Origin of the sequence: Streptomyces sp. MAR4 CNX-425 (assembly GCF_048656465.1) — a bacterium.
Classification (GTDB): Bacteria; Actinomycetota; Actinomycetes; order Streptomycetales; family Streptomycetaceae; genus Streptomyces.
Genome location: NZ_JBMDLF010000004.1, coordinates 563,799 through 588,354, shown reverse-complemented (window position 1 = coordinate 588,354; position 24,556 = coordinate 563,799). Strand labels below are relative to the sequence as shown.

General features: G+C 75.8%; 22 protein-coding genes. 14 read left to right on the top strand and 8 right to left on the bottom strand.

Annotation, left to right across the window (positions count from 1 at the left end):
• Positions 1-20: 20 nt before the first annotated feature.
• The gene (locus ACHZ99_RS15485) at positions 21-644 is read left to right on the top strand and encodes a LysE family translocator (protein WP_420305146.1); all 624 of its coding nucleotides are present in this window, start codon (positions 21-23) and stop codon (positions 642-644) included.
• A 13-nt stretch (positions 645-657) separates the two neighbouring features.
• Here the strand turns inward: ACHZ99_RS15485 and ACHZ99_RS15480 are convergent, their stop codons facing one another.
• Positions 658-1,164 (bottom strand): NUDIX hydrolase, encoded by a 507-nt coding sequence (locus tag ACHZ99_RS15480; protein ID WP_420305145.1) that lies wholly within the window; start codon positions 1,162-1,164, stop codon positions 658-660.
• Between the two features lie 106 nt (positions 1,165-1,270).
• On the opposite strand from ACHZ99_RS15480, the gene ACHZ99_RS15475 reads away from it, so the two are divergent.
• Complete coding sequence (locus ACHZ99_RS15475; protein WP_420305144.1) at positions 1,271-1,846, top strand: FHA domain-containing protein; 576 nt, start codon at positions 1,271-1,273, stop codon at positions 1,844-1,846.
• Positions 1,847-1,866: 20 nt separating this feature from the next.
• On the opposite strand, the gene ACHZ99_RS15470 is transcribed toward ACHZ99_RS15475, so the two are convergent.
• Complete coding sequence (locus ACHZ99_RS15470; RefSeq protein ID WP_420305143.1) at positions 1,867-3,468, bottom strand: penicillin-binding transpeptidase domain-containing protein; 1,602 nt, start codon at positions 3,466-3,468, stop codon at positions 1,867-1,869.
• A gap of 159 nt (positions 3,469-3,627) precedes the next feature.
• On the opposite strand from ACHZ99_RS15470, the gene ACHZ99_RS15465 reads away from it, so the two are divergent.
• Complete coding sequence (locus ACHZ99_RS15465) at positions 3,628-5,589, top strand: ABC transporter ATP-binding protein (protein WP_420305142.1); 1,962 nt, start codon at positions 3,628-3,630, stop codon at positions 5,587-5,589.
• 27 nt (positions 5,590-5,616) lie between these two features.
• Here ACHZ99_RS15465 and ACHZ99_RS15460 read toward each other — a convergent pair whose 3' ends face one another.
• Positions 5,617-6,882, bottom strand: a complete 1,266-nt coding sequence (locus ACHZ99_RS15460; protein WP_420305141.1) for an MFS transporter — start codon at positions 6,880-6,882, stop codon at positions 5,617-5,619.
• Positions 6,883-6,952: 70 nt separating this feature from the next.
• On the bottom strand, positions 6,953-7,714 hold the full coding sequence (locus tag ACHZ99_RS15455) for a nucleotidyltransferase domain-containing protein (RefSeq protein WP_420305140.1): 762 nt from the start codon (positions 7,712-7,714) through the stop codon (positions 6,953-6,955).
• 489 nt (positions 7,715-8,203) lie between these two features.
• Between ACHZ99_RS15455 and erm the strand changes: the two genes are divergently transcribed.
• On the top strand, positions 8,204-9,139 hold the full coding sequence (erm, locus tag ACHZ99_RS15450; protein ID WP_420305139.1) for an ErmE/ErmH/ErmO/ErmR family 23S rRNA (adenine(2058)-N(6))-methyltransferase: 936 nt from the start codon (positions 8,204-8,206) through the stop codon (positions 9,137-9,139).
• A 107-nt stretch (positions 9,140-9,246) separates the two neighbouring features.
• Here the strand turns inward: erm and ACHZ99_RS15445 are convergent, their stop codons facing one another.
• Both ACHZ99_RS15445 and ACHZ99_RS15440 read right to left on the bottom strand, forming a co-directional pair.
• Positions 9,247-10,080 carry an exonuclease domain-containing protein gene (locus tag ACHZ99_RS15445; RefSeq protein WP_420305138.1) on the bottom strand — a complete coding sequence of 278 codons (834 nt, stop codon included), beginning with the start codon at positions 10,078-10,080 and terminating at the stop codon, positions 9,247-9,249.
• A 146-nt stretch (positions 10,081-10,226) separates the two neighbouring features.
• Positions 10,227-11,510: an SAV2148 family HEPN domain-containing protein gene (locus ACHZ99_RS15440; protein ID WP_420305222.1), complete on the bottom strand. Its 1,284-nt coding sequence runs from the start codon at positions 11,508-11,510 to the stop codon at positions 10,227-10,229.
• A gap of 331 nt (positions 11,511-11,841) precedes the next feature.
• Here ACHZ99_RS15440 and ACHZ99_RS15435 point away from each other — a divergent pair, with 331 nt between their 5' ends.
• The 4 genes from ACHZ99_RS15435 (at position 11,842) to ACHZ99_RS15420 (ending at position 15,089) form a co-directional block, all read left to right on the top strand.
• Complete coding sequence (locus ACHZ99_RS15435; protein WP_420305137.1) at positions 11,842-12,603, top strand: S1 family peptidase; 762 nt, start codon at positions 11,842-11,844, stop codon at positions 12,601-12,603.
• A gap of 230 nt (positions 12,604-12,833) precedes the next feature.
• Complete coding sequence (locus ACHZ99_RS15430; RefSeq protein ID WP_420305136.1) at positions 12,834-13,058, top strand: DUF397 domain-containing protein; 225 nt, start codon at positions 12,834-12,836, stop codon at positions 13,056-13,058.
• Positions 13,059-13,191: 133 nt separating this feature from the next.
• Complete coding sequence (locus tag ACHZ99_RS15425; RefSeq protein WP_420305135.1) at positions 13,192-13,743, top strand: SigE family RNA polymerase sigma factor; 552 nt, start codon at positions 13,192-13,194, stop codon at positions 13,741-13,743.
• Positions 13,740-15,089, top strand: coding sequence for a PQQ-binding-like beta-propeller repeat protein (locus ACHZ99_RS15420; RefSeq protein ID WP_420305134.1), 1,350 nt, complete (start codon positions 13,740-13,742; stop codon positions 15,087-15,089). Before ACHZ99_RS15425 ends, ACHZ99_RS15420 begins: the two co-directional genes overlap by 4 nt.
• Before the next feature lie 55 nt (positions 15,090-15,144).
• Here the strand turns inward: ACHZ99_RS15420 and ACHZ99_RS15415 are convergent, their stop codons facing one another.
• The gene (locus tag ACHZ99_RS15415) at positions 15,145-16,035 is read right to left on the bottom strand and encodes an aminoglycoside phosphotransferase family protein (RefSeq protein ID WP_420305221.1); all 891 of its coding nucleotides are present in this window, start codon (positions 16,033-16,035) and stop codon (positions 15,145-15,147) included.
• 186 nt (positions 16,036-16,221) lie between these two features.
• On the opposite strand from ACHZ99_RS15415, the gene ACHZ99_RS15410 reads away from it, so the two are divergent.
• Both ACHZ99_RS15410 and sigJ read left to right on the top strand, forming a co-directional pair.
• The gene (locus ACHZ99_RS15410) at positions 16,222-17,148 is read left to right on the top strand and encodes an NAD-dependent epimerase/dehydratase family protein (RefSeq protein ID WP_420305132.1); all 927 of its coding nucleotides are present in this window, start codon (positions 16,222-16,224) and stop codon (positions 17,146-17,148) included.
• Positions 17,132-18,076 (top strand): RNA polymerase sigma factor SigJ, encoded by a 945-nt coding sequence (gene sigJ / locus ACHZ99_RS15405; RefSeq protein WP_420305131.1) that lies wholly within the window; start codon positions 17,132-17,134, stop codon positions 18,074-18,076. The genes ACHZ99_RS15410 and sigJ overlap by 17 nt, the downstream gene beginning before the upstream one ends.
• A gap of 47 nt (positions 18,077-18,123) precedes the next feature.
• On the opposite strand, the gene prcB is transcribed toward sigJ, so the two are convergent.
• Entirely contained in the window at positions 18,124-18,981 is an 858-nt protein-coding gene (gene prcB, locus ACHZ99_RS15400; protein ID WP_420305220.1) for a proteasome subunit beta, read from the bottom strand.
• Between the two features lie 209 nt (positions 18,982-19,190).
• Between prcB and ACHZ99_RS15395 the strand changes: the two genes are divergently transcribed.
• From ACHZ99_RS15395 to ACHZ99_RS15380, 4 genes are all read left to right on the top strand, one after another.
• Positions 19,191-20,513, top strand: a complete 1,323-nt coding sequence (locus tag ACHZ99_RS15395; RefSeq protein WP_420305130.1) for a hypothetical protein — start codon at positions 19,191-19,193, stop codon at positions 20,511-20,513.
• The gene (locus tag ACHZ99_RS15390) at positions 20,510-22,606 is read left to right on the top strand and encodes a polysaccharide pyruvyl transferase family protein (RefSeq protein WP_420305129.1); all 2,097 of its coding nucleotides are present in this window, start codon (positions 20,510-20,512) and stop codon (positions 22,604-22,606) included. Before ACHZ99_RS15395 ends, ACHZ99_RS15390 begins: the two co-directional genes overlap by 4 nt.
• A 72-nt stretch (positions 22,607-22,678) precedes the next feature.
• Positions 22,679-23,134: a GNAT family N-acetyltransferase gene (locus ACHZ99_RS15385; RefSeq protein WP_420305219.1), complete on the top strand. Its 456-nt coding sequence runs from the start codon at positions 22,679-22,681 to the stop codon at positions 23,132-23,134.
• A gap of 108 nt (positions 23,135-23,242) precedes the next feature.
• A complete protein-coding gene (locus tag ACHZ99_RS15380; RefSeq protein ID WP_420305128.1) occupies positions 23,243-24,445 on the top strand; it encodes a globin domain-containing protein in 1,203 nt (400 codons plus the stop codon).
• The last annotated feature ends 111 nt before the right edge of the window (positions 24,446-24,556 follow it).

The window sequence follows — 24,556 nt, the reverse complement described above, 5'->3', positions numbered from 1 at the left end:
CCGGGACCACGATGGCGCGCATGCTCACGACCCTCCTCGCCTTCCTCGGGGCGTGCACGCTGATCGCCGCGACGCCCGGCCCCAGCACGGTGCTGATCATCCGCAACTCGATGCGCGGCCGCCGCGCCGGGATGATGACCGTCCTCGGCAACGAGACGGGCGTCTTCCTGTGGGGCGCGGTCGCCGCGTTCGGGCTCACGGCGCTGCTGGCGGCCTCGCAGCTCGCGTACGACGTGATGCGCTGGACCGGCGCGGCGGTGCTCGTGTGGTTCGGGGCGCAGGCGCTGCGGGCGGCGCGGCGGGGGACGGCGGCGGAGTTCGCGGCGCAGGAGGCGGCCCAGGCCACGCCGGGGCGCGCGTACCGGGCGGGGCTGCTGCTGAACCTGGCGAACCCGAAGGTCGGGATCTTCGCGATGTCGTTTCTGCCCCAGTTCGTTCCGGCGGGGGCGCCGCAGCCGATGACGACGGTGGCGTTCGCCGCGCTCTGGGCGGTCTACGAGGTCGGGTGGTACGCCGTGTACGTGTGGTTCGTGGGGCGGCTGAAGGGGCTGCTGTCCCGGGCCGGGGTGCGCAGGCGGCTGGAGCAGGTGTCGGGCACGGTGCTGGTGGCGCTGGGGATCCGGCTGGCCGTGGACGCCCGGTAGGGCGGGTCCGGCGCTACGCGCGGTGCGCGGGGGCGACCGGCAGGTAGCCGAGGTCCACGGGCCCGCCGCGCGGGGCGGCGAGAAGGCGGGCCAGCGGCGGGGGCCACAGCGGCTCGTCCGGGTCGGCCGCCTCCGCCGGGGGCCACCAGCGCCAGCCGAGGATCCGGTCCTCCGGATGCCGGGCGACCGCCTCGGCGGTGGGCTCGCGGCGCGGCCCGGCGGCCAGGTAGATGTGCTCGTGCTGGCGCACCGGGACGCCGAGCCGGGTGAAGTCGTGCTCCCAGGTGCACAGCAGCTCGCCGGCCTCGACGTCCGTCCAGCCGGTCTCCTCGCGCAGCTCGCGCACCGCGGCCGCGCGGGGGCTCTCGCCGGGGTCCAGGCCGCCGCCGGGCGTGGCCCAGTGGATGCCGGCCTCCACGTCGTCGTAGCGGAACATGAAGACCGCGCCGGCGGGGTCGAGGAGCGCGAGCCGGGCGGCGCGGCGGGGGGTGCGAGCGGAGGTGCGGCCGGAGGTGCCCATGGGGCGACCCTAGCCGGTGCGGCGGCGTGTCGATCATTTGTCACGGGTCCGTACGGGAACGGAAGCGCACTGGACACCCGCTGTCGCACCGCCCGACAATTCGAGGGTGTCCGGCTCCGACCACCCCACGTACTCCGCGTACCCCGTGTACCCGGCGGGGACCCCGCGCGTCTCCGACGAAGAACGCGACAGGGCCATCGAGTTGCTCCGCGAGGGCGCGGCGGAGGGCCGGCTGTCGCAGGACACGTTCCTGGCCCGGATGGAGCTGGCCTTCGCCGCCCACTCGCACGAGCAGCTGGCGGCGCTGACCGCCGATCTGCCGCCGCGCGAGGGGCGGTTGACCCGCGCGATCCTCGGCACGGTCGCGCGGGCGTCGTCGCTCGGGGTGCGGGTGAAGCAGGCGTGGCAGGCGGAGCGGCTGCCGCCGCTGATGCTGCCGGCGCCGGGCTCGTTCCCGCTGCGCATAGGGCGGGATCCGCGCAACGGGCTGCGGCTGATGGAGGAGACGGTCTCGCGGATGCACGCGGAGCTGCGCTGCGCGAGCGGGGTGTGGCTGCTGCGGGACCTCGGGTCGACCAACGGCACGTTCATCAACGGCCGCCGGCTGACGGGCGAGGCCCCGGTCCGCCCGGGCGACCAGCTCGGCTTCGGCCACACCCGCTACCTGCTGACGGCCCGCTGACCCCCGGCCGGGCCGCCGCCTCAGCCGGCCGCCAGCACCGCCTTGACCACCGGCCCCGCCGCCTGCGCGCCGTGGCCCCCCGCGGGCACCACCGCCGCCGCGGCCACGTCGCCGCGGTACGCCGTGAACCAGCTGTCCGGCCGCTCCTGGCCGTCGACCTCCGCCGACCCGGTCTTGGCCCCCGCGCCGGGCCCGAGCCCGAGGCCCGCGGCCGTGCCGTCGGTCGCGGTGAGCTCCATCAGCCGCCGCAGGTCCGCCGCGACCGGCGCGGGCAGCGGCTCGGCGGCGGCGAGGTCCCGGTCGTCGAACGCGCGCGGCAGCAGCACCGGCTGGCGGAACTCGCCGGTGGCGACGGTGGCGGCGACGGACGCCATGGTCAGCGGGTTCATCTGCACCTCCCCCTGGCCGATGATCGCCGCGGACTTCGCGTCGCCCGCGCCGACGACGGGCACGCCGCCGTCGAAGGTGGAGACGCCCGTCCGCCAGTCGTTCTCGCCGAGCCCGAACCAGCGGCGGGCGGTGACGGCCAGCTCGTCGTCGGACAGCTCGTCGCTCAGCGAGACGAACGCCGTGTTGCAGGACTGCGCGAAGTCCTGCGCGAACGTGGCGTCCTCGATCGCCCCGCCCTCCACGTTGTGAAAGGTCATGCCCTGGTCGTGCGCGTAGGTACGGGGGCAGCCCACCGGCGTCCCGGGGGTGACGCCGCCGGCGAGCAGTGCTGCCGCCGTGATGATCTTGAACGTGGAGCCGGGTGCCGTCGCGCCCTGGAGCGCCGGGTTGAACTCGCCGCCCCGCTCCGCGTTGGCGATCGCGAGTATCTCGCCGGTGGCGGGCCTGACGGCCACGACGGAGGCCCGGCCGCGGTCCCGTACCGCCTGCTCGGCCGCCCGCTGCACCCCCGCGTCCAGCGTCGTCGGCAGCTTCGCCGGCCTGCCCTTCGAGACGCTCAGCAGCGACCTGGCCTCCTGCGATCCGTCGGTCCGCTCGGCCATGACCTCGATGCCGGGCTCGCCGCCCAGCCCGGCCGCGTACCGCTCGCGCAGCTGGGCGAACACCGGGCCCAGCGAGGGGTACTTCTCCTCGCTCAGCGTCCTGCCGTCCGCGTCGACGGCGACCACCTGCGGGGTCTCGCCCTCCCGGGTCACCAGCCGCCGGTCGCCGGCGAGCGCGGGGTGCACGACGGAGGGGTCCCAGTCGACCAGCGGCAGGCCGGTGGTCCGGCCGCGTACGACGGTGAGGGCCGAGTCGTACGTCCACGTCTTCGCGTGCCCGCCGGCCTCGATCCGCGCCGTCACCGAGAACGGCACGGTGGCGCCCCGCGCCGCCCCCGGCTCCAGCGCGACCCTCTGCACCTTCGCGTCCGTGAAGTACGCCCCGAGCACCGGCCGCGCCTCGGCGGCGTAGTCCGTGAGCCGGGCCGCGGCGGCCGGGCGGCGGTCGGCCCAGGCGGCGAGGAAGCCGCGGGCGGTCGTGCGCACCTCGGCCGCGCTGGGCGGGCCGGTCTCCACCTCGTCACCGCCCCCGCCGTCGAGGGCCCGGTAGATGTTGGTGACGCCGAACACGGCCAGCGCGACCATCCCGGCGAGCGCCAGGCATAAGACGGCCTTCGCTCCGGTTCGCATGCTCATCCCCCCAGTTCGCTCGCGGCCCCTCCCCCGGGCCGTACCGCGACTCTACCGGCGGGGTCCGACAGGCCGCGATTGCGCTGAACCAAGGTTGAGGTTCTAGCCTGGCGCTGCGGGCCGCCGCACCGGCCGCGCTCCACGAGACGGGAGATCCGGATGGACATGCAGGCCACCGCCTGGCAGTCGCTTCACAGCACGGTGACGGCGCAGCGCGACAAGCGCCCGCTGTCGCGGGCCGGGCTCGGGCGCATCTGGCGGTTCGCCCAGCCGCACCGGCGGCTGCTGAGATGGTTCCTGCTGCTCAGCGTGGTCACCGCGGCGCTGGCGGTGGCCACGCCGCTGCTCGCCGGGCAGGTCGTGGACGCGATCGTCGGCGACGAGGACGAGGGCCGGGTCGTCTCGCTGGCCTTTCTGATCGCCGGCATCGCCGTCGCCGAGGCCGGGTTCGGGCTGCTGGCGCGCTGGCTGTCGGCCCGTATCGGCGAGGGGCTCATCCTGCAACTGCGCACCGCCGTCTACGACCACGTGCAGCGCATGCCCGTCGCGTTCTTCACCCGCACCCGCACCGGCGCCCTGGTCAGCCGGCTCAACAACGACGTGCTCGGCGCCCAGCGCGCGTTCAGCAACACCCTCTCCGGCGTCGTCGGCAACCTGGTGACGCTGCTGCTCACGCTCGCCGTCATGCTGCGGCTCTCCTGGCAGATCACGCTCCTCGCGCTCGTGCTGCTCCCCGTCTTCGTGCTGCCCGCCCGCCGCATGGGCGCCCGCCTCGCCCGGCTGCAGCGCGAGGCGGCCGGCCACAACGCCGCCATGAGCACCCAGATGACCGAGCGGTTCTCGGCGGCCGGCGCCACGCTCGTCAAGCTGTACGGGCGGCCGGAGCGGGAGTCGGCGGAGTTCCAGGAGCGGGCCACGCGGGTACGGGACATCGGGATCCGTACGGCGATGGTGCAGACGCTGTTCATCACCGCCCTCACCCTCGTCTCCGCCCTCGCCCTCGCGCTCGTCTACGGCCTCGGCGGCTTCTTCGCCCTGCGCGGCACCCTCGACGCCGGCGCCGTCGTCGCGCTCGCCCTGCTGATCACCCGGCTGTACGCGCCGCTGACCTCGCTGGCGGGCGCGCGCGTGGAGGTGATGAGCGCGCTTGTCAGCTTCGAGCGGGTCTTCGAGGTGCTGGACCTGAAGCCGCTGGTCGCCGAGCGGCCGGACGCCCGGGAGGTGCCGGCGGGCCCGGTGTCCGTGGAGTTCGACGCCGTCGACTTCGGCTACCCGGCCGCCGACAAGGTGTCGCTGGCCTCGCTGGAGGAGGTCGCCGTCCTGGACACCAAGGAGGGCGCGCAGGTGCTGCACGGGGTGTCGTTCCGCGCGGAGCCGGGGCGGATGGTCGCCCTCGTCGGCTCCTCGGGCGCGGGCAAGTCGACGATCGCGCAGCTGATCCCGCGGCTGTACGACGCCGAGGGCGGCACGGTGCGCCTCGGCGGCGTGGACGTCCGCGACCTGTCGGCCGCCTCGGTGCGGGCGACGCTCGGCATGGTCACCCAGGACGGGCACCTCTTCCACGAGTCGGTGCGCGAGAACCTGCTGCTGGCGCGGCCGGGCGCGAGCGACGCGGAGCTGTGGGACGCGCTGCGCAAGGCACGCCTCGACGAGCTGATGGCGGAGCTGCCGGAGGGCCTGGACACCGTCGTCGGCGAGCGCGGCTACCGGCTGTCGGGCGGCGAGCGGCAACGGCTGACGATCGCCCGGCTGCTGCTGGCGGAGCCGCGCGTGGTGGTGCTCGACGAGGCCACCGCGCACCTGGACTCCACCTCGGAGGCGGCGGTGCAGGAGGCGCTGGGCGAGGCGCTGGCCGGGCGCACGGCGGTGGTCATCGCGCACCGGCTGTCCACGGTGCGGGCCGCCGACGAGATCCTGGTGGTGGAGGAGGGCCGGATCGTGGAGCGGGGCACGCACCCGGAGCTGCTGGCGGCCGGCGGGCGGTACGAGGAGCTGTACCGGACGCAGTTCGCGGAGGACGGCGGCGGGAGCGAGGCCGGCGGTGCGGGGAAGGACGCCGTCTGCGTCGTCGGCGGCGAGGGGTGCGGCGGGGGCAAGGAGCTGGTCCCGCAGGAGGCGTAGGGGCCGGGGGCGTACGGACCGGGCGCGTCAGACGACCCGGTCCGGCTCCGGGACGGGGGCGCCGGGGAGGTGGCGGCGGGCGCGTACCGGCGAGAAGAACAGCGGCAGCGCGGCCACCCCGAGGATCACCGCCCCGGTCCACAGCGCCGCGCGCACGCTCGCGAACTCGCCGATCACGCCGGACAGCGCCGACCCCAGCGCCACCGACCCCATCAGCAGGAACCGGAAGGTGGCGTTCATCCGGCCCAGCAGCGCGTCCGGCGTCAGCCCCTGCCGCAGGCTCAGCCCCAGCACGTTGTCGACGCCGATCTTCACCGACACCAGCGCCATCCCCGCCACCCCCGCCGCGCACAGCAGCGGCGGCCGGCTCAGCAGCGGTACGAGCAGCGCCGCCGGCGCCACGCACAGCCCCGCCGTGGCGAGCGTCCACCCGCACCCCCGGCGGGCGGCGAGCGGCCGGGCCAGCCGGGCGCCGACGAAGGTGGCGGTGCCGCAGAACACCCAGTAGACGCCCAGCAGCCAGGCGGGCAGCCCGAGTTGCCGCACGAAGAGCACCGGGACCATGGTGTTGACGGTCTGCGCCCCGAGGTTGGCGCAGGCGGCGCCGAGCGCGAGCGAGCGCAGTTCGCGGCTGCGCAGCACGTGCCGCAGCCCGTCGCGCATCTCGGCGGCCAGCCGGCGGGACGCGGCCGGCGCGGGCCGCGTCCGGCGGTCGGTGCCGCCCCGGATGCCGGTGAGGGACACCGCCGCGGCCAGGTGGCTCACCCCCTGCGCCGCGACCGCGACCGGCGCCGTCAGCACCTCCACCAGCAGCCCGCCCACCCCGCGCCCGGCGACGCTGGCGACGGCGTACAGGCTCACGATCCCGGCGTTCGCCCGCACCAGCGCCTCCCGCCCCACCACCGCGGGCAGGCAGCTGTGCGAGGCGACGTCGAAGAAGACGGTCGCGCAGCCGACCAGCAGCACGGCCGCGTACAGGGACGGGAGCGTGAGCGTGCCGAACCACCAGGCCAGCGGCACGGCGGTGAGCAGCACGACCCGCACCAGGGCGGCGGCCACCAGCACCGGGACACAGCCGAGCCGGTCCACCCACACGCCGGAGGGCAGCCCGATCAGCAGGTACGCCGAGGTGCCGAGCGCGGCCAGCAGGCCGATCTGACCGGGGCTCGCGCCGAGGCCGAGCGCCACCAGCGGTAGGGCCAGATGGCCGATCTGGATGCCGGTCTGGTCGGCTGCGGTGGCGGCGTACAGCCGTCGGAAGGCGGGCACGCGCCAGGGGGATGCGTATGCCATGGAGGGGAGCTTGCCGTGCCGCCCGGGCGCGGCGAAACCGGAGCGCGTACGTCCCGCTCCGGCGGGCCCGCTACCGGTATGCTCCGCCCTCCGCGCCCGCCGGCGGCCGCGCGGCCCCGGGCGCGGCGAGCAGCGGCAGGACGTCCTCCACCAGCTCCAATTGCAGCCGCAGCGCGTCCCGCGGGGCGGCCCGCAGCACGGCGCGCAGCAGCTCGGTGGCGCCCGCGGGGACGGTGAGGTCGTCCAGGTGGCGCTGGCAGGCGCCGAGGTCGAGGGAGGGGTTGGGCAGGTCGTTGGCCGCCCAGAGGGTGCGGATCAGCTCGTTGGTCAGGACGGCCACCGCCCACCCCGTCTCGACGGGGTCGCCGCGCCGGCGCACGGCCCGCATCTTGGGTACGGCGTGCGCCCAGAGCGTGGCGTAGTGCGCCTTGACGGGTGCGGGGGTGCGGTAGCCGGCGTGGATGGCCGCGGCGTCGGCCATGAGGCGGGCGACGGCGCCGTCGGGGTCGTGCAGGGCGACGCCGTCGAGGAAGGCGTACCCCCAGGACTCGTCGCCGACCCGGTCCGGGGCGAAGCGCGAGCGCCACTGCTCGGCGGTGCGGGGTATCAGGTCGACGGGCAGCGGGCGGCGCCGGGACCGCCACGGCGCGGGCCGCACGGGTTCGAGGGCGGTGACGACGAGCACGTCGAGGTCGGAGTCGGGGCGGCCGGTGCCGCGGGCGAGGGATCCGGCCAGCAGGATGCCGCGGACGTCGGGGTCCGCGCGCAGTTCGGTCAGCACCACCTCCAGCACCGTGCGGTGCAGGGGGGTGGGAAAGGCAGCGGTGGTCATCTCGCTCCCGGGTACGGCCCAGCGGGAGCGTAGCAGCCCCGGCACCGAGCGTGCGGGGCGGGGGGCGGGAGGGCCGGGGTGCGCGGAGGGCGGGGGTGCGCGGAGGGCGGGCGGCCGGTTAAGGTGGGCGGCGGAACTGCATTCGAGGCATGATCCGAGACAAGGAGACGTCGTGGCAGGCTGCTGCGCGTGCGCGGGCATCGGCGGGTACACCCGTCTGTGCACCGGTGGCCACGCGAGCCTGCGGAACGCGGCCTTCTTGCTCCTGCCCCACCGTCCCCGCGTGGCCCCGGCGCCCTGACCGGCAGCCCGGGACGGCACTTCCGCTGAGCGACCCCGTCGCAGCCCCCGCGATCCGCGCGCCCTGAGCGCGCGCGCCGGGCTTTCCCGTCACGTCTCCGCGCCCTCGCTGAGGGCCGGCGTCGCGCTGCCCGGCCAGGGCCATCCGCCAGTCCAGGAACGCACTTCTTCCCGGAAGGACGGCAGGCTGTGGCCCGCTCCCACCGACGCGCGCACGCACGCGCGGATTCCGATACGAACCGTCGCGCCGGCGACGCCCGCACGCACACGGGCGGCGACGCCCGCACGAACCGCCGCCGCGGCTCCCCGGAGCAGGGCCGGGGTGAGGCCCTCCGCGGCGCCGGCGCCCGCTCCCGGCGGGGCGCGTACTCCCGCTCCCTCTCGCAGAACTTCCTGGCCAGCCGGACCGTCGCCGAGCGCGTGGTGCGCGTCGCGGCGCCGGAGCGGGACGGCGGCCTCGTCGTCGAGGTCGGCGCCGGCACCGGGGCGCTGACCGAGGCGCTGGCCCCGTACTGCCGGGAGCTGATCGCCTACGAGATCGACCGCCGGCTGATCGGCGAGCTGCGCGCCCGTCTCGCCGCCCACCCCCATGTCCGGGTCGTGGCGCAGGACTTCCTCGCCGCCCGGCCGCCGCGGGAGCCCTTCTCGGTGGTGGGCAACGTGCCGTACGCGCGCACCTCCGCCATCGTGGACTGGTGCCTGCGCGCGCCGCGGCTGGACGCGGCGACGTTCATCACCCAGCTCGAATACGCCCGGAAGCGGACCGGGGACTTCGGCCGCTGGAGCCTGCTGACCGTGCGGACGTGGCCGTGGCACGAGTGGCGGCTGTGCGGGCGGGTGCCCCGGGAGTGCTTCCGGCCGGTGCCGCGGGTGGACTCGGCGGTGCTGCGGATCGAGCGCCGCCGGCGCCCGCTGCTGCCGCGGGGTGAGGAGGCGGCGTACGGCCGCATGGTCGAGGCGGGCTTCGGCGGGGCGGGCGGCACGCTCTACGCCTCGCTGCGCCGCGCGGGCCATCCGCCGGCGCGGCTGGCGACGGCCTTCCGCGCGGCGGGGCTGGCGAAGGACACGGTCGTGGCCTTCGCCGCCCCGGCGCAGTGGCTGACGCTCCACAAGACGCTGCGCTGAGCACCCGCGCCGAAGCGCGCTCCGGCCCCGCCCCGCCGCCGGGGCGGCGGGGGCGGGGCCGGAGCCACCGGCGGCGCCGCTTCACGGTGCCGCCGCGTGTGCCCGCTTCACCGGCCGCTGCCGCCCCGGGAGGGGAGGTCCGGCGCGGTCTCCACGGGCTGCACGTCCCGCCCGTCCGGCGGCAGGTCCGCCAGCTCCGTTGCCGGGCAGGGCGAGAGCAGCCACGCCCTGAACCCCTCCGGGGCGCCACCGCCGGGATGCCCCCCGTCCCCGCCCCGAAGGGCGGAACGCCGCGCAGCCGTTCGGTGGCCCTCCGCCCGTTCCGCGTGCCAGCCCGCCTGGCCGCGGTGCAGGTCCCAGGCGTCGGCCGTCGCCACGTCCCCGTACCGCTCGGCTATCGCCACCGCCAGCCGGACGGCCGCGAGCGCGTCCTCCGCGGCGTCGTGCGCGCGGCCGAGCACCACCCCGTACTCCGCGCAGACCGCCTCCAGCGTCCTCTTGCCCTCCCGGAACGGGTCCACCGTCCTGTCCATCGCGTACGGATCGATCACCGGTCCCTCCTCCCTTCCGCCCAGCCGCTCGCGCATCGGCGCGAGCCCGTGGCGGCGCAACTCCGCGGTCAGCAGCGTCAGGTCGAACGCGGCGTTGTACGCCACGACGGGGACGCCGCGCGCCCAGTGGGCCGCCAGCACCTCCGCCACCTCGTCCGCGACCTCCGCCGCCGGCCTGCCGTGGGCCGTCGCCCGCTCGTCGGTGATGCCGTGGATCGCGGTCGTTTCCGGCGGCACCGGGACACCGGGGTCGGCCAGCCACTCCCGCCTGCGCGCCGGCACGCCGCGGACGGCCTCCACGACGGCGGCGGAGACGATCCGCGCCTCCCCCGGGTCCGTCCCGGTCGTTTCCAGGTCGAAGCCGACCAGCAGCTCCCCGTACCACCCCATGGGCGCCCTCCCTGCTCCGTGGCCAGTGACTCCACACTCCCACCCGCCACTGACATACCGGACCACCAGATTCCGGTTACCGGGGGGCCGCGGGGGAGGCGAAAAGGCGCCCGGAAGGGGCGTACGAACCGGGCGGGCGGCGGGGCTCAGGACACCGGCCGCGCGTCCGTCCAGAAGCTCTCGAACTCCTCCCGGTACACCTCGAAGAGCCCCGGCTCGCCGCCGCCCTCCCCGTGCACCAGCTCCCGCCGCGCGGCCCGCAGCACCAGCGCCGGCGCCTCCGCGCCGCGCGCCCGCCGCAGGTACGTCTGCACCACCCCGAGGCCGTCCGGCCGGTCGCCGTTGATGAGGTACGCCGTGAACCGCGGCGTCTCGTCGAAGACCCGGATCTCGAACGCCCCCGCCGCCGGACCGCCGCCGGGCAGCCGCACCCGGGAGCGCACCCGGCGCATGTGGATGATGTTCGTCTCCACCGCCCGCGCCAGCTCGCCCCGCTTCATGCCCAGCTCGCGCTCGCGCCGGCGCACCGTGCTGGCCGCCGGGTTGAGGAACAGCAGCCGGATCCGGCAGCCGGCCTCCGCGAGCCGGCCGAGGCGGCGGCCGGAGTAGTTCTGCACCAGCAGGTTGAGCCCGATGCCGATCGCGTCCAGCCGCCGGGCGCCGCCGAAGAGGTCCTCCGCGGGCAGCGCCCGCTGCAACCCCACCCGGTCCGGGTGGACGCCGACCACGTCCGCGTACCGGTCGCCGACCAGGTCCTCCACCGCGTCCACGGGCAGCCGGTCCGCGGACGGCGGCCGGTCGTCGGCGCCCAGGAGGCGCAGCAGCCGGGCGGCGGCGCGCTCGGCCTGCGCCAGTACGGTGCCGGAGAGGGCGCGGTTGCGGGAGACGACGTTGCGGGCGACCTCCAGCTCGTCGAGCGCCAGCTCCAGGTCGCGCCGGTCGTCCAGGTACGGCTCGAAGCACGGCCAGTGCTGCACCATCAGCTCGCGCAGCTGCGGCAGCGTCAGGAAGCTGATGACGTTGTCGTCGGCGGGGTCGAGGAGGTAGCCCTTGCGCCGGCTGACCTCCCGCACCGCGACCGCCCGCTGCACCCACTCCTGGCCCGCGGGCCCCGCCGCGGCGACGACCCACTCCTCGCCGTGCACGGGCTCGTAGACGGGGCGCAGCACCGAGGCGACGACGGAGCGCAGCCGCTGCTCGACGACGTTCAGCCAGATGTACGCCCGGCCCGCGCGCGACGCGCGGGTGCGTACCTCGTCCCAGTCGTCCTCGCCCCAGCCGATCTCCGCGCCGATCTCCATCGGCCGGGCCAGCGACACCGTCCCGGGCGGCGGCGGCGCGCCCGGTGGCGGCTCGGTCGAGCCGCCACCCCCGCGATCCCCGTCCTCGGGACCGCCTGCCGGGGGCAGCTCAAGACCGCCCGCACCCACGCCCGTACCGCCTTCCGCGCCCAGCTCCACGATCACGGCAGCGTACTGCCACGATCCCCCCGGGCGCATCCTGATCGGACCAGGGGCGGCCCAACTGCCGTGCCGGATGTGCCGGTTGTCACCGGGCGGCCCCGCGTCACCGCGTACGCCGCCGCGGTCCGGGCCCTGCCGGCGGGCCGGCGGGCCCGGCGGCCCGGCCATCGCCGCGTGTTATGGGAAGTTGTGATTACCGCGAACTCCCGGTTTCCGGAATCCTGACGCCTGGTACTTCCCTGGCCCTCCACGCGCGGGCCGGCCCACCCGGCCCGCGTGCCATCGGAAACGAGGAACCTTGCGAATAACCAGATCACTCCCCACACTCGTCGCCGCGCTGCTGGCCGCCCTCACCCTGGGCGGCACGGCGGTCGCCGCGGACCACACGTCCGCCCGCGGCGCCACCGACGTCCGCGCGGCGGCCGAGGTCCGTACGCCCGACGGCCCGCCGTCCACGAAGATCATCGGAGGCGGCTACGCCCAGAGCGGCCCCTGGGCCGCGCGGCTGTTCTCCAACGGGCGCCAGACCTGCAGCGCGTCGATCATCGCGCCCACCTGGATCCTCACCGCCCGGCACTGCGTCAGCGGCGGTGGGCTGTCCTTCCGCATCGGCAGCCTCGACCAGACCACCGGCGGCACCGTGGCCAACGGTGTGCAGACCTACACCCACTCCTCCGACCTGGCGCTGGTCCGGCTCGACCGGTCCGTCTCCACCACCTACGCCACCCTGGGCCAGCCCGGCTCGGTGCGGGTCGGCCAGAACGTACAGGTCTACGGCTGGGGCGCCACCTCCCGCTGCGGGCAGGAGATCAACTGCCAGTCCCGGTACCTCAAGGTCGCCAACGTCACCGTCACCCACGGTTGCAGCGACGCCTACGGCGGCAACGCCATCTGCGCCCGGCGCGGCGACGGCATCACGGCCGGGGGTGACTCCGGCGGTCCGATGATGCTGAACGGCACCCAGGTCGGCGTCGCGTCCACCAGCGACCGGCAGACCACCACCGCGTACACGAACGTCACCAGGTACCGCTCCTGGATCCAGTCCATCGCCGGTGTCTGAGCCGCGCCCGCCGCGCCCGCGGCGCCGCGGCTGATGAAGCCGGACGGACGCACCCGGTTCGTACGCCGGCACGCCCGACCCGGGTGCGTCCGTCCACTCTCCGCCCACCCGCCCCGCCTGTCCCGCCTGACTGCGCGCGGGGCGGGTGGGCGGACCACCGGCGGCCCTGCCGGTTTGTACGAGGAACGATCCCTTGCCCCGTTCCGGCCCCGGACGAAAGACTGAGGGGCATGACCGCATGGAACGACCGGTTTGACCTGAGTGATGCCCGGTGGCGCAAGACCAGCTACAGCGACTCCCCGGCGACCGCCTGCCTTGAGGTGGCGGACGGGTTCCACGCCACTCTGGTCCCGGTACGCGACAGCAAGGACCCGCACGGCCCCGCCCTGATCTTCACCGCCGACGCCTGGGAATCGTTCGTCGACTGCGTCAAGTCGGGCGACTTCGGGGCCTAGGGCCGCTCCTCCGGATCACCTGCCGTGCCCGCGGCCGAGGCCGTCGGACGGGTGCGGCGAACATTTTTGCCCGCCGGGGGATAGCCGCGGGCGGCCCGTCTCGTCGTGAGGGGTGCCAAGACGGGGAGGGTTGATGAAGGCGTCGAGTCACGACGAGTTCCGGGACTTCGTAGCGATGCGCTCCACCGCGCTGCTGCGGCTCGCGGTGCTGCTCACCGGCGGAGACCGGCACGCCGCGGAGGATCTGCTGCAGATCGCGCTGATGAAGTCCTACGGGCGCTGGGAGCGCATCGAGCAGCCCGAGGCGTACATCCGCCAGATCATGTACCGCCAGCAGGTCAACCGCTGGCGGCTGCGCAGGCACCGCGCCGAGACGACGGTGCCCGTGCCGCCGGAGTCCGGCACGGCCGCCGACGCCGGCGCGGACGCCGAGCTGCGGGTCGCGCTGTGGGCGGCGCTGGGCCGGCTGAACAAGCGGCAGCGGGCGGTGGTCGTCCTCCGCTACTTCGAGGACCTGCCCGAGGCCGAGGTCGCGGAGCTGCTGGGATGCCCGATCGGCACCGTGCGCAGCACGGCGCACCGGGCGCTCGGCAAGCTCCGGACGCTCGTGCCGGAGCTGGGGCCCGAAGAGGCCGGGAAGCAGACGCAGCCGCTCAGCTACACGCCGAAGGAGGCCCGGGGATGACGAAGGAGCGGGTGGAGGAGAAGGTCCGCGAGACGCTGCGCGCGGTTCCCCTGGACCACGTGCAGGCGCCCGGGGACCTGGTCGAGACGGTGGTACGGCGGCGTGGCCGGCGCCGCTTCTCGCAGGCCGCGGGGGCGGCGGTGGCCGTGGCCGCGATCTCCGTGGCGGCGGTGCTCGGCATCGGGGGCGGCGGTGCGGCCGATCAGGACCGGCCGGTGCGGCCCGCGGCGCCGCCGGACGGCTGGCAGCCGTGGCAGAGCGGCGCCCCGGGCGCCAGCGAGCGGGGCTGCCTGGTGGACGGATCCGCGCTGTACTGCAGCGGGTCCGCCTACGACGTCGCGAAGTTCGACGCGAACACCGGCGAGCGGCTGTGGAGGGTCGCGGTCAACGGCGAGGGCGACGGGATCGACCACCCGTTCGCCGTGCGCGACGGCGTGGTCTACGCCTACCGCAACCACACCGCGCAGAAGGAGCCGGACGGGGACTACATGGGCGGCACCGACCTGATGGCGGTGGACGCGGACAACGGCGACGTGCTGTGGGCGGTCGAGATGCCGCAGGACGACCGCACCGGCCAGGCCGCCATGCTCATGGACGGCGCGGTGCTGGCGAACACCCCGTCGCTGCGCACGATGTCGGCCCTCGACCCGCTGACGGGCGAGGAGAAGTGGAACTACACCTGGGACAAGGGCGTGGCGTGCCAGCGGGCGGTGCTGAGCGGCGTGCCGCACCTCCTGTGCCGGCAGGACGTCGAGAGGCCGGACGAGGCCGAGGTGATCCGCCTCGACCCCGCCACCGGCGACGCCACGAAGGTCCTGACCCTGCCCGGCGGTCAGCAGCTCGTCGGGACCTCGCGGGACCGCATGGTCCTGGCCGGAACGGCGGACGCGGGCGGCCGGGGGATGGTGCTGACCACCGTCAGCGGCTCCGGGGAGACCGCCTCCCACCCCTCGCCGATCGAGGGGGAGGTGGCGAACTCGGACATCGTCGGTGACCACCTGATCACCGTGTCCTGGGAGGGCGAGGCCGCCGTCTTCTCGCTGACCACGGGGAAGACCCTGTGGACCGCCCCGGTCGGCGTCGAGATGCCCCGCGACGAACTGCTGACGGGCATCGCGTCTCCCGCGGTGTCGGCGAAGCAGGGGGTCGTGTACTTCTTCAGCCCGGCCGGGGACCTGTCCGGCCTCGATCTGCGCAGCGGTGAGCAGGTCTGGCGCGGCCACGTCGACATCGGCGAGCCGAGGGCGGACGTCGCAGCCACACCGCAGGTCCTGCTCTACGGGAACGTGCTGGTGGCCCGGAACGGCAGCGAGATCGTCTCCCTGCTGCCGCGGACCGGCGACTGACCCAAGGCCCCGGGCCCGGGCGGACCACCTCCGCCCGGGCCCGGGGCCCCGCCGGCTACAGCCCCGCCGCGTCCCCCAGCAGCCGGGCCTTCGCCAGCAGCTTCGTGCCGTACGCGCTCCGCCCGTGCTCCGCGCGCCACAGCGCCTCCTCCGCCAGCCGCGCGACCGCCCACGCCGCCAGCCGGTCCGCGTCCTCGCCCAGCTCGCCGGCGAGGAGCCCGAGGCGGGCCGCGAGCGTGCGGCGCGGGTCCGCGGCCGCGAACGGGTCGTCGATCTGCTCCAGCAGGCGGAACGGGTCGTAGCCCGGGTCGCCGGTCATCGGCTTGGCGTCGATGGCCAGCCACGGGCGGCGGGCGGCGGCGAGGACGTTGCCGGGGTTGAAGTCGCCGTGCACGACGACGTGCCGGGCGGCGGTGGCCGGGAGCTCGCGGAGCAGCCGGGCGCCGTGCGCGACCAGCCCGGGGTCGTAGCCGGGGCGCAGCCGCGCCATCCGCTCCTCGACCTGGTCCGCCCACTCCGCGCACACGTCGGCGACCCGCTCCAGACCGCAGTCCGGCGGTACGGGGACGCTCCACAGGTCGCGCAGCACGGCGGCGCCGAGCCGCAGCCGGTGCGCGGCGCCGAGCCCGTCGGCCGCGCCCAGCTCGGTGCCCGGTTCGCAGCGCTCCAGCAGCAGCGCGTGCCGGCCGGGGTCGTGGTCGAGGACGCGCACCGCGCCGTGGCCGTCCCAGATACGCAGGCCCTCGGCCTCCCCCGCCGCCTCGCGGTGCGGCCAGGTGACCTTGCACACCGCGTGCGTGCCGTCCGGCAGCAGGGCCGGCGCCACCCAGGAGCAGCTGCCGCCCCGGTACGGCGCGCCGAAGCGCAGCGACCAGCGGGTACGGACCTTCTCCAGCAGCGCGGGCAGCTCCGCCAGCCAGGCGCGGCCGGAGGCGTGCACGCGCATCTCGGTGAGGACGGGCAGGCCGGGCGGGAAGAGGGCGGGGTCGTCGGTCACCGTCCGCACGGTACCCGCGCGGGGCCGCCCGCCGCCTCCGGTATTCGCGCGGCCCGTACGGCCCCGCCGGGCCGGATGTCACAGATCCGGGTGCTGCCCTGTCTCCAGGGGTTGTCACCACGGAAAGGAATGATCATGCGAGTCTTCGTCACCGGGGCCACCGGCGCGCTGGGCCGGCACCTGGTCCCCGGACTGATCACGTCGGGCCACGAGGTCACCGCCACCACCCGGTCGCCCGCCAAGGCCGAGCAGCTGCGCAAGGCGGGCGCGGAGCCGGTGGTGCTCGACGGGCTGGACCGCGAGGCGGTGATCGCCGCGGTGACCGCCGCGGCGCCGGACGTCGTCGTCCACCAGATGACCGCCCTGGGCGACATGGGGAGCCTCCGCAACCTCGACAAGGTGTTCGCCCCCACGAACGAGCTCCGCACCCGCGGCACCGACAACCTGCTGGACGCCGCCGAGCAGGCCGGCACCCGCCGCGTCGTCGCACAGGGCCACAACTTCATCTACGACCACTCCGGCGGCCCGCTGAAGTCCGAGGACGACACGACCGTCACCCGGTCGCCCGTCGCGTCCGCGGCGCGTACGCTGGCGGCGGTCCGGCACGTGGACGAGAACGTGCCGCGCAGGGCACCGGAGGGCGTCGTGCTGCGCTACGGCACGTTCTACGGGAAGGGCGCCTCGGACCCCATGGTCGACGCCGTGCGGAAGCGGCAGCTGCCGATGATCGGCGGCGGGGCCGGGATCTGGTCGTTCATCGAGATCGGCGACGCCGCGGCCGCGACGCTCGCGGCGGTGGAGAAGGGCGCGCCCGGCGCCTACAACGTCGTCGACGACGAGCCGGCGCCGGTCGCGGAGTGGCTGCCGTACCTCGCCGAGGTCGCGGGCGCGAAGCCGCCGATGCGCATGCCCGCCTGGCTCGGGCGGCTGCTGGCCGGCGAGTTCGTCGTGGGGCAGATGACGACGGCGCGCGGGGCCTCGAACGAGAAGGCGCGCGCCGAGCTCGGCTGGGCGCCGCGGTACGCGAGCTGGCGGGAGGGGTTCCGTGCCTGCGTCGGCTGACGGGGACGAGACGGCCGCGGCGACGGCCGGCTACCGGCCGCTGCTGTTCTCCATCGCCTACGGCATGACCGGGTCCGTGGGCGACTCCGAGGACATCGTGCAGGACGCGTTCCTCGGCCTGACCCGGGCGCTCCGGGTGGGTACGGAGATCGCCGACCCCAAGGCGTACCTGACGACGGCCGTGACCCGGCTCGGCATCAACTACCTGACGTCGGCCCGGGTACGGCGGGAGCGGTACGTGGGCGACTGGCTGCCCGAGCCGGTGGTGGTGCCGGCGGACCGGCCGGGGCCGGCCGAGTACGCCGAGCTGTCCGACTCGCTGTCGATGGCGTTCCTCGTGCTGCTGGAGTCCCTCTCGCCGGTGGAGCGGGCGGTGTTCATGCTGCGCGAGGTCTTCGGCTACGGCTATCCGGAGATCGCGAAGATCACCGGCAAGTCCGAGGTCAACTGCCGGAAGATCTTCGCCCGCGCCCGGGCCCACCTCGCCGAGGGGGGCCGGAAGGACGACGAGCCGCGGCCGCTGCGGCAGGCGGAGGGCGCGGAGCTGGCCCGCCGGTTCTTCGAGGCCGCCGCGGGCGGCGACATGGACGATCTGTTCGAGATGCTCTCGCCCGACGTCGTGCTGCACACGGACGGCGGCGGCAAGACCCAGGTGGTCGAGCACCCGCCGGCCGGGCGGGAACCCGTCCAGCGGCTCGTCGTCGGGCTGCTCCGCCGGGTCCGGAAGATCGGCGCGTCCCTCCGGCTGGCCTGGGTCAACGGCCGGCCGGGCGCGGTGATGTACGACGTGGAGGGGCGGGTGGCCAGCGTGTTCGAACTCGACGTGGCCGACGGGGTGGTGCAGTCGATCCGGGCCGTGGTCAACCCCGACAAGCTCGGCCACCTGGGGCCGGTGTCGGACATCGCGCGGCGGCCGCCGCGGGGGTGAGGACCGGACCGCGGCGGCCGGGGCGCGCGCCGTTGCGGCGGCCGCGGTTACGGCAGCGGCGCGTTCGGGCCGTCCGGGCGGGCGCGGCGGCCCTCCAGCACGGCCAGCGACAGCTCCGCCGCCCGGTCCTCCGGCAGCCGCCGGCAGCCATCCTGGGTGACGGTGAAGACGAGCGGGTAGATGCGGCGCGTGGCGTCCGGGCCGCCGGTGGCGCTGTCGTCCTCGGCGGCGTCGTAGAGCGCCTGCACGGCCATCGTCACGGCTTCCTCCTCGCCCATCCCCTCGCGGTACAGCTTCTTCAGCGCCCCGCGCGCGTACACCGACCCCGAGCCGGTGCCCGCGAAGCCCTTCTCCTCGGCGCGGCCGCCGGTGATGTCGTACGAGTAGATCCGCGCGGCCCCGCTGCGCGGGTCGTACCCGGCGAAGAGCGGCACGACGGCGAGGCCCTGCATCGCGGGGCCGAGGTTGTCGCGGATGAGGGTGCCGAGCCGGTTGGCCTTCCCCTCCAGGGACAGCGGGACGGTCTCGATCTTCTCGTAGTGCTCCAGCTCCAGGCGCAGCAGGCGGACCATCTCCTCGGCCATGCCGGTGGAGCCGGCGATGCCCACGGCGGAGAACTCGTCGGCCGCGAAGAGCTTCTCGAAGTCCCGGTGCGCGATCATGCCGTTGCCCAGGGTGACGCGGCGGTCGGCGGCGAGGAGGACGCCGTCGGCGTAGGCGGCGGCGACGATGGTGGTGCCGTGCGGGAGGTCGACGGCCGCGGCGCCGGTGTCCGGCAGCCGGCGGTGGGCGGGGAGCTGTTCGGGGGCGTACGAGGCGAGGAAGTCGGTGAACGACGACGAGCCGGGGGTGAGGAATTCGGGCGGCAGCTGCTCCACGGCGGTTCCCTTCGTCGACTCTTCGATCCGTCCGGCCGTTCGCCTGCCGGCCACGCGGCGCCCCGGCCGGGCACCCGTCCGACCCTACCCGCAGGCCCGCGGGGCCTACCCTGCCGCCGTCCCCTGCGCCCGCGGCCTGAGCTTCGTGCAGTGTTCATCTCACGTCTGCCACGCGGCCAGATCCGGCGTCCGCGGCTGCGGAACAGTCGCAGCCTGCCGCACGAACCGGGAGCACGATGAAGACTCCGCGATCCAGACCGTCCCGCCGGGCCCGGGCGGAACAGGCGCGCACGCTGGCGGAGTGCGCCCGCCTGTGCACCGGATACCTGGCCGGGCTGACGGCCGTTGAGGACTCGGCGGACCCGCCGGACTCCGGGGCCTCCGGGGGCTCGCCGGGCGCCGGGGCGCCGCCGCCCGGCGCGGGCCCGGGCCCCGCCCGTACGGCGCTGGTGGCGGCGCTCGGCGAGCTGCTCGGCACCGCCCCGCCGCCGCGCCGCGAGGCGGTGGGCACGGAGCTGTTCGACACGCTGCTGCGGGCCGGCGAGCGCGCGGTGGAGACGGGCGGCGAGCGCGAGCTGCTGCTCGCCGTGGAGCTGGCGGACACGGGGCTGGCGCTGCGCGCGGGGTCCCGCGCCGCGTGGCGGCTGCGCGCGCACGCCCTGGACGCGCTGGGGCGCGCGGCGGCGGCCACGGAGGCGTACGAACGGCAGCTGGCGCTGGGCAGCACGCACCCGGAGACGCCGGTGCTGCTGGCGGCGGCGCGCGAGAGGCGGGAGTGCCTGGCGGCGGCGGTGGAGCTGTTCCCGGCGGACACGGCGCCGGCCGCGCCGGCCGCCGACCCGGAGGCGCGGCCCACCGCCGGGCGGGAGTTCGCCGAGGCGGTCGGCGCGGAGGCGATGCCCGGTGCCGTGCGCGACGCCTTCACCGCCTACGTGGGCGAGCAGCTGAGCCGCTACGGGGCCGCCGACCCGCGGCTGCGCGAACTCGCCGCGCTGTACGGGACGTACTGCCGCGTCCTCGACCAGGGCCGCATGGCCGACCCGCTGCTCGCCGGCGCCCGGCCCGTCGGCGTCGCCGACTTCCGGGCGTACGCGGCCGGGAAGGCGGCCTGCGTCGTCGTCGGGCCGGGCCGGTTCGCGGCGGCCGGCGACTACGAACTCGTCGTCCGCTGCGACGACTTCCGCGGCGGCGAGCGCGCCGACGTGCACGCCGTCGCCGAGCTGGGCTCCGAGTCGTGGCACCGGCCCGCCGGCGTCCGGCTGGTGTTCGCCGACCCCGGCGAGACGTGGCGGGAGGCGACCCGCCGCGCGGTGCCCGGCGCGCAGGACGGGCTCGGCGACGGGTCGCTGCGCCGCCCGCTCCAGGACCCGGCGCTGCTCGGCGACGGCGGCTGGGGGCCGGAGACCAGCGCGGCGTTCACGGTGCTGCGGCTGCTGGACCACCTCGACGTCAGCCCGCGGCTCGACGTCCACGGCGCCGGCCGGCTGCGGCCGGAGGAGCGCCGCTGGATCGCGTCCCGGGCGAAGGACCGTACGAAGACGAGGACCGCCCTGCGATGACCCCTGCCACGCCCCGCTCCCCCGCCGCCGCTCCCGAAGCCCCGGCGGCCCCCGCGGCCCCCGCGGACAACGCGGACAACGCCGCCCCCGCGACCGCCGTGCCCTCGCCCCGGTCCCGCGGCGCCTCGCCCCCGGCAGCGGCACCGGCGCCGGCCGCCCCCGCCCGCCGGGCCCCCCGCGTCGCCTTCGTCTGCCGGGTCGACGGGACCGGCCCGGCCGGAGCCGCCGGACTCCCCGCCCTGCTCCGCAGCCTCGCCCTCGCCAACCCCGGCGTCTGCGAGGACTTCCTGCTGTGCCACGACGGCCTCCCGGACGACGTCCTCGCCGCCGCCCGCCGGCTCCACCCCCGGATCGTCGAGGTCCCCACCGACGACGACGGCGCCCTCCAGGACGCGTACGACGACCTCATAGAACTGCGCCCCCGCTGGCTCGCCGCCGCCGACCTCGCCGTCCTGCGCGACCCCTCCGACGAGGCCCGCGCCCGCTACGACCTGACCGACGAGAAGTTCTGGCGCGCGTACTGCGCCCTCCCCGCCCACCGCCAGCACCCCGAGCTGCTGCTGCACTACGCCCCGCCGCTCCTCCGGCTGCGCCCCACCCCCGACCTGGCCCGCCGCACCGCTCTCGCGCTGCGCGCGAACGGGGCGTACGAGGAGGCCGTCGAGGCCCTGGCCGCCGCCCGTCCGCAGGCCGACCAGCCGCGCTTCCACGACGCGATGGGCGCGGCGCTCATGGCCGTCTCCCGCTACGACGAGGCCGAGACCCACCTCCTGCTGGCCGCCGCCAGCCCCGAGCTGGCGGCGAAGGCGTTCAGCCAGCTCGCCCGGCTGGCCTGGCTGCGCGGCGACGAGCGGCGGTCGCGGGCGTACGCGCGCGAGGGCCTGGACGCCGAACCGACCAACCGCACCTGCAAGGCCCTGCTCCACGGCGGCTACGGGCTGCCGGAGTTCGCGGCGCCCACCGGCGCGGAGGCCGTCGTCTCCACCCAGTTCGCGCACGCCGCCGCGTACGCCACCGGCCAGGAGAACGCCGGCGACAAGGTGCTCCCCGAGGCCGTGCGGCTCTGCTTCGGCCCCGACGCCTCCGCACGCCGCTGGCACCCGGTCCCGGTGCACCGGCTCTTCGACGAGGAGGCGCTGGCGGAGGTCAACGCGCGCCGCGGCCTCGTCGTCGGCGGCGGCGGCCTGTTCCTGCCCGACACCTGGCCGAACGGGAACAGCGCCTGGCAGTGGAACGTCCCGGACGAGGTGCTGGCCCGTATCGAGGTGCCGCTCGCGGTCTTCGCCGTCGGCTACAACGTCTTCCCCGGCCAGACCTACCGCCGCGACCGCTTCCGGGAGAGCCTCGCGGCGCTGGTGGAGCGGTCCGCGTTCTTCGGGCTGCGCAACCGCGGCTCGGTGGCGCGGGTGCGCGAGCTGCTGCCGGAGCGGCTGCGCGACCGGGTCGCGTACCAGCCGTGCCCCACCACCCTGACCCGGCTGCTCCAGCCGGGCTGGGACGACGACGCCGTGGAGCGCACGGACACCGTGCTGGTCAACTGCGCGTACGACCGGGCGGCGATGCGCTTCGGCGACGGCTATCCGCGGTTCCTGGCCGCGATGGCGCGGGCGGTGCGGGCACTGCGCGAGCGGGCGGACGTGCGGGTGGCCGCGCACATGACGGCGGACGAGCAGTTCGCGCACGACCTGCGGCGGGAGCACGGGATCGCGCTGCCGGTGGAGGCGCTGTACGAGCGGACGAACGACGGGATACGCACCGCGTACCGCCGCGCGCGGCTGGTGATCGGGATGCGCGGGCACGCGGGCATGATCCCGTTCGGCTGCGGGACGCCGGTGCTGAGCCTGGTCTCGCACCCGAAGCTGGCGTACTTCCTGGCGGACATCGACCGCCCGGAGTGGGGCGTGCGGGTGGACGACGAGCGGCTGGCGGAGGTGCTGGCCGAGCGGGCGGGGGCGGTGCTGGACGACCACGCGGCGGCGGTGGCGGACGTGCGGGACCGGCAGCAGGTGCTGTGGAAGGTGACCCGGGACAACCTGGCGGAGCTGCGGACGGTGTTCGGGCCGGCGGGGCGGGCGGGGGACGTCCCCGGTTAGATTCCCGGGATGAGGATACGTACCGGAGGCCCCGCCGACGTCCCCGCCGTTCTCGCCCTGCTCGACGGGGCGGTGGCCTGGCTGACCGGACAGGGGCGCACCGAGCAGTGGGGCACGGAGCCGTTCTCGGCGCTGCCGGAGCGGGTGGCGCAGGTGGAGGAGTACGCCCGCGCGTTCCTGGTGCGGGTCGCGGAGACGGCGGAGGGCCGCGTGGCGGGGGTGTGCGTGCTCGCGGACCGGCCGCAGGAGTTCGTGCCGCCGGCCGGGGAGCCGGAGCTGTACGTGCGGCTGCTGGTGACGGACCGGGCGCTGCGCGGCGGCGGGGTGGGCGCCGCGCTGGTCGCGGACGCGCGGGCGGAGGCGGTGCGGCGGGGGGTGGGGCTGCTGCGGGTGGACTGCTTCGGGGGCGGGGACGGGGCGCTGGCGGCGCAGTACGAGCGGCTGGGGTTCACGCCGTGGGGAACGTTCACGGTGGTGCGGCCCGGGCGGGCGGAGTGGCCGGGGCGGGTGCTGGGGATCCGGCTGTGAGAGGCGCGTTCCACTTGCTGGTCCCGGGGCGGAACAGACATTCGGTGGCGACTTGGGAAACTTGTTCGATGCCGTGTTGAACAAGGGACCCCGGGGTCAGTACCGTCGGTGTGCGTGGATGCAAACGAGCGAATCCGGGCGAGTTTTGCCCGAGTTGAACGCAGAGCGGATCATGTTGCCAAGTACTTCTATTCGCATCTGTTTGCCCGCAATCCGGGTGTCCGCGACCTCTTCCCCGCGGACATGTCCGAGCAGCGCGACCGCCTCTTCGCCGCCCTCACCCTCGTCGTCCAGCGCCTCGACGACCCGGACCTCCCCCGCTACCTGACGACGCTGGGGCGCGACCACCGCAAGTTCGACGCCCGCCCCGAGCACTACGCGGCGGTCGGCGAAAGCCTGATCGCCGCCCTCCGCTTCGGCCTGCCGAACACCTGGGACGAGGAGACCGAGCAGGCGTGGCTCGGCGCGTACAAGATCCTGTCGGACGCGATGATCAGCGGCAGCGAGGAGGCCGACAGACAGCAGGCGCCCCGCTGGTGGGACTGCCGCGTGGTCTCCCGGCACCAGGCCGCCCCCGGCGTCACCGTGCTGACCCTCCTCCCCGACCGACCGCTGCCGTACGCCGCGGGGCAGTTCGTGAGCGTCTCGGCCCCGCAGGTGCCGCGGGTGTGGCGCCCGTACTCGATCGGCTGCGCCCCGCGCGCCGACCGCACCGTCGACCTGCACGTCAGCCGGGTCGAAGGCGGCCTGCTCAGCCCGCTGTTAGTGGAGGGGATCCGCCCGGACGACACCCTCCGGCTGGGCGCCCCGGCCGGCACCGCCGTGCTCCCGGAGCGCGCCGGGCAGCCGGTGACCTTCATCGCCGCGGGCACCGGCTGGGCCCCGGTGCGCGCCCTGCTGGAGGACATGGTCCGGCGCTGGAAGCCGACGACGGCCCGGCTGTTCCTGGTGGCCCGCAGCACCGCCCACCTCTACGACCCGGAGGCCGTCGAGGCGCTGCGGAAGCACCACCCGTGGGTGGACGTCACGGTGGTCACGCCGGAGCGCGGCGAGCGCCAGGGCGCGACGGCGCGGCGCCTGGAGGCGGCGCTGGCGACGTGCACGGACTGGGCGAGGCACCGGGTGTACCTGTCGGGCCCGGCGCACTTCATCACCGATCTGCGGGAGGTGCTGCGGCGGTACGGAACGCCGCCGGAGCAGATCGCGTACGACCACGTGCCCGCGCCGGAGCGGCAGGGGCGGGAGCCGGGGCACTCGTCGTGGTTCCTGCAACCGTCGCAGCCGCAATGGATCAACCCGGCCAACCGCTGAGGCCGGCCCGAAGGGTAGGCACACGCCGGGGGCACATGCCCGTTCGCCACTGCCAATCGTCGGGCCGAGGGGCACGCGGCCGCCGCGCCCCCGGGCGCGCGGGCACCCCGG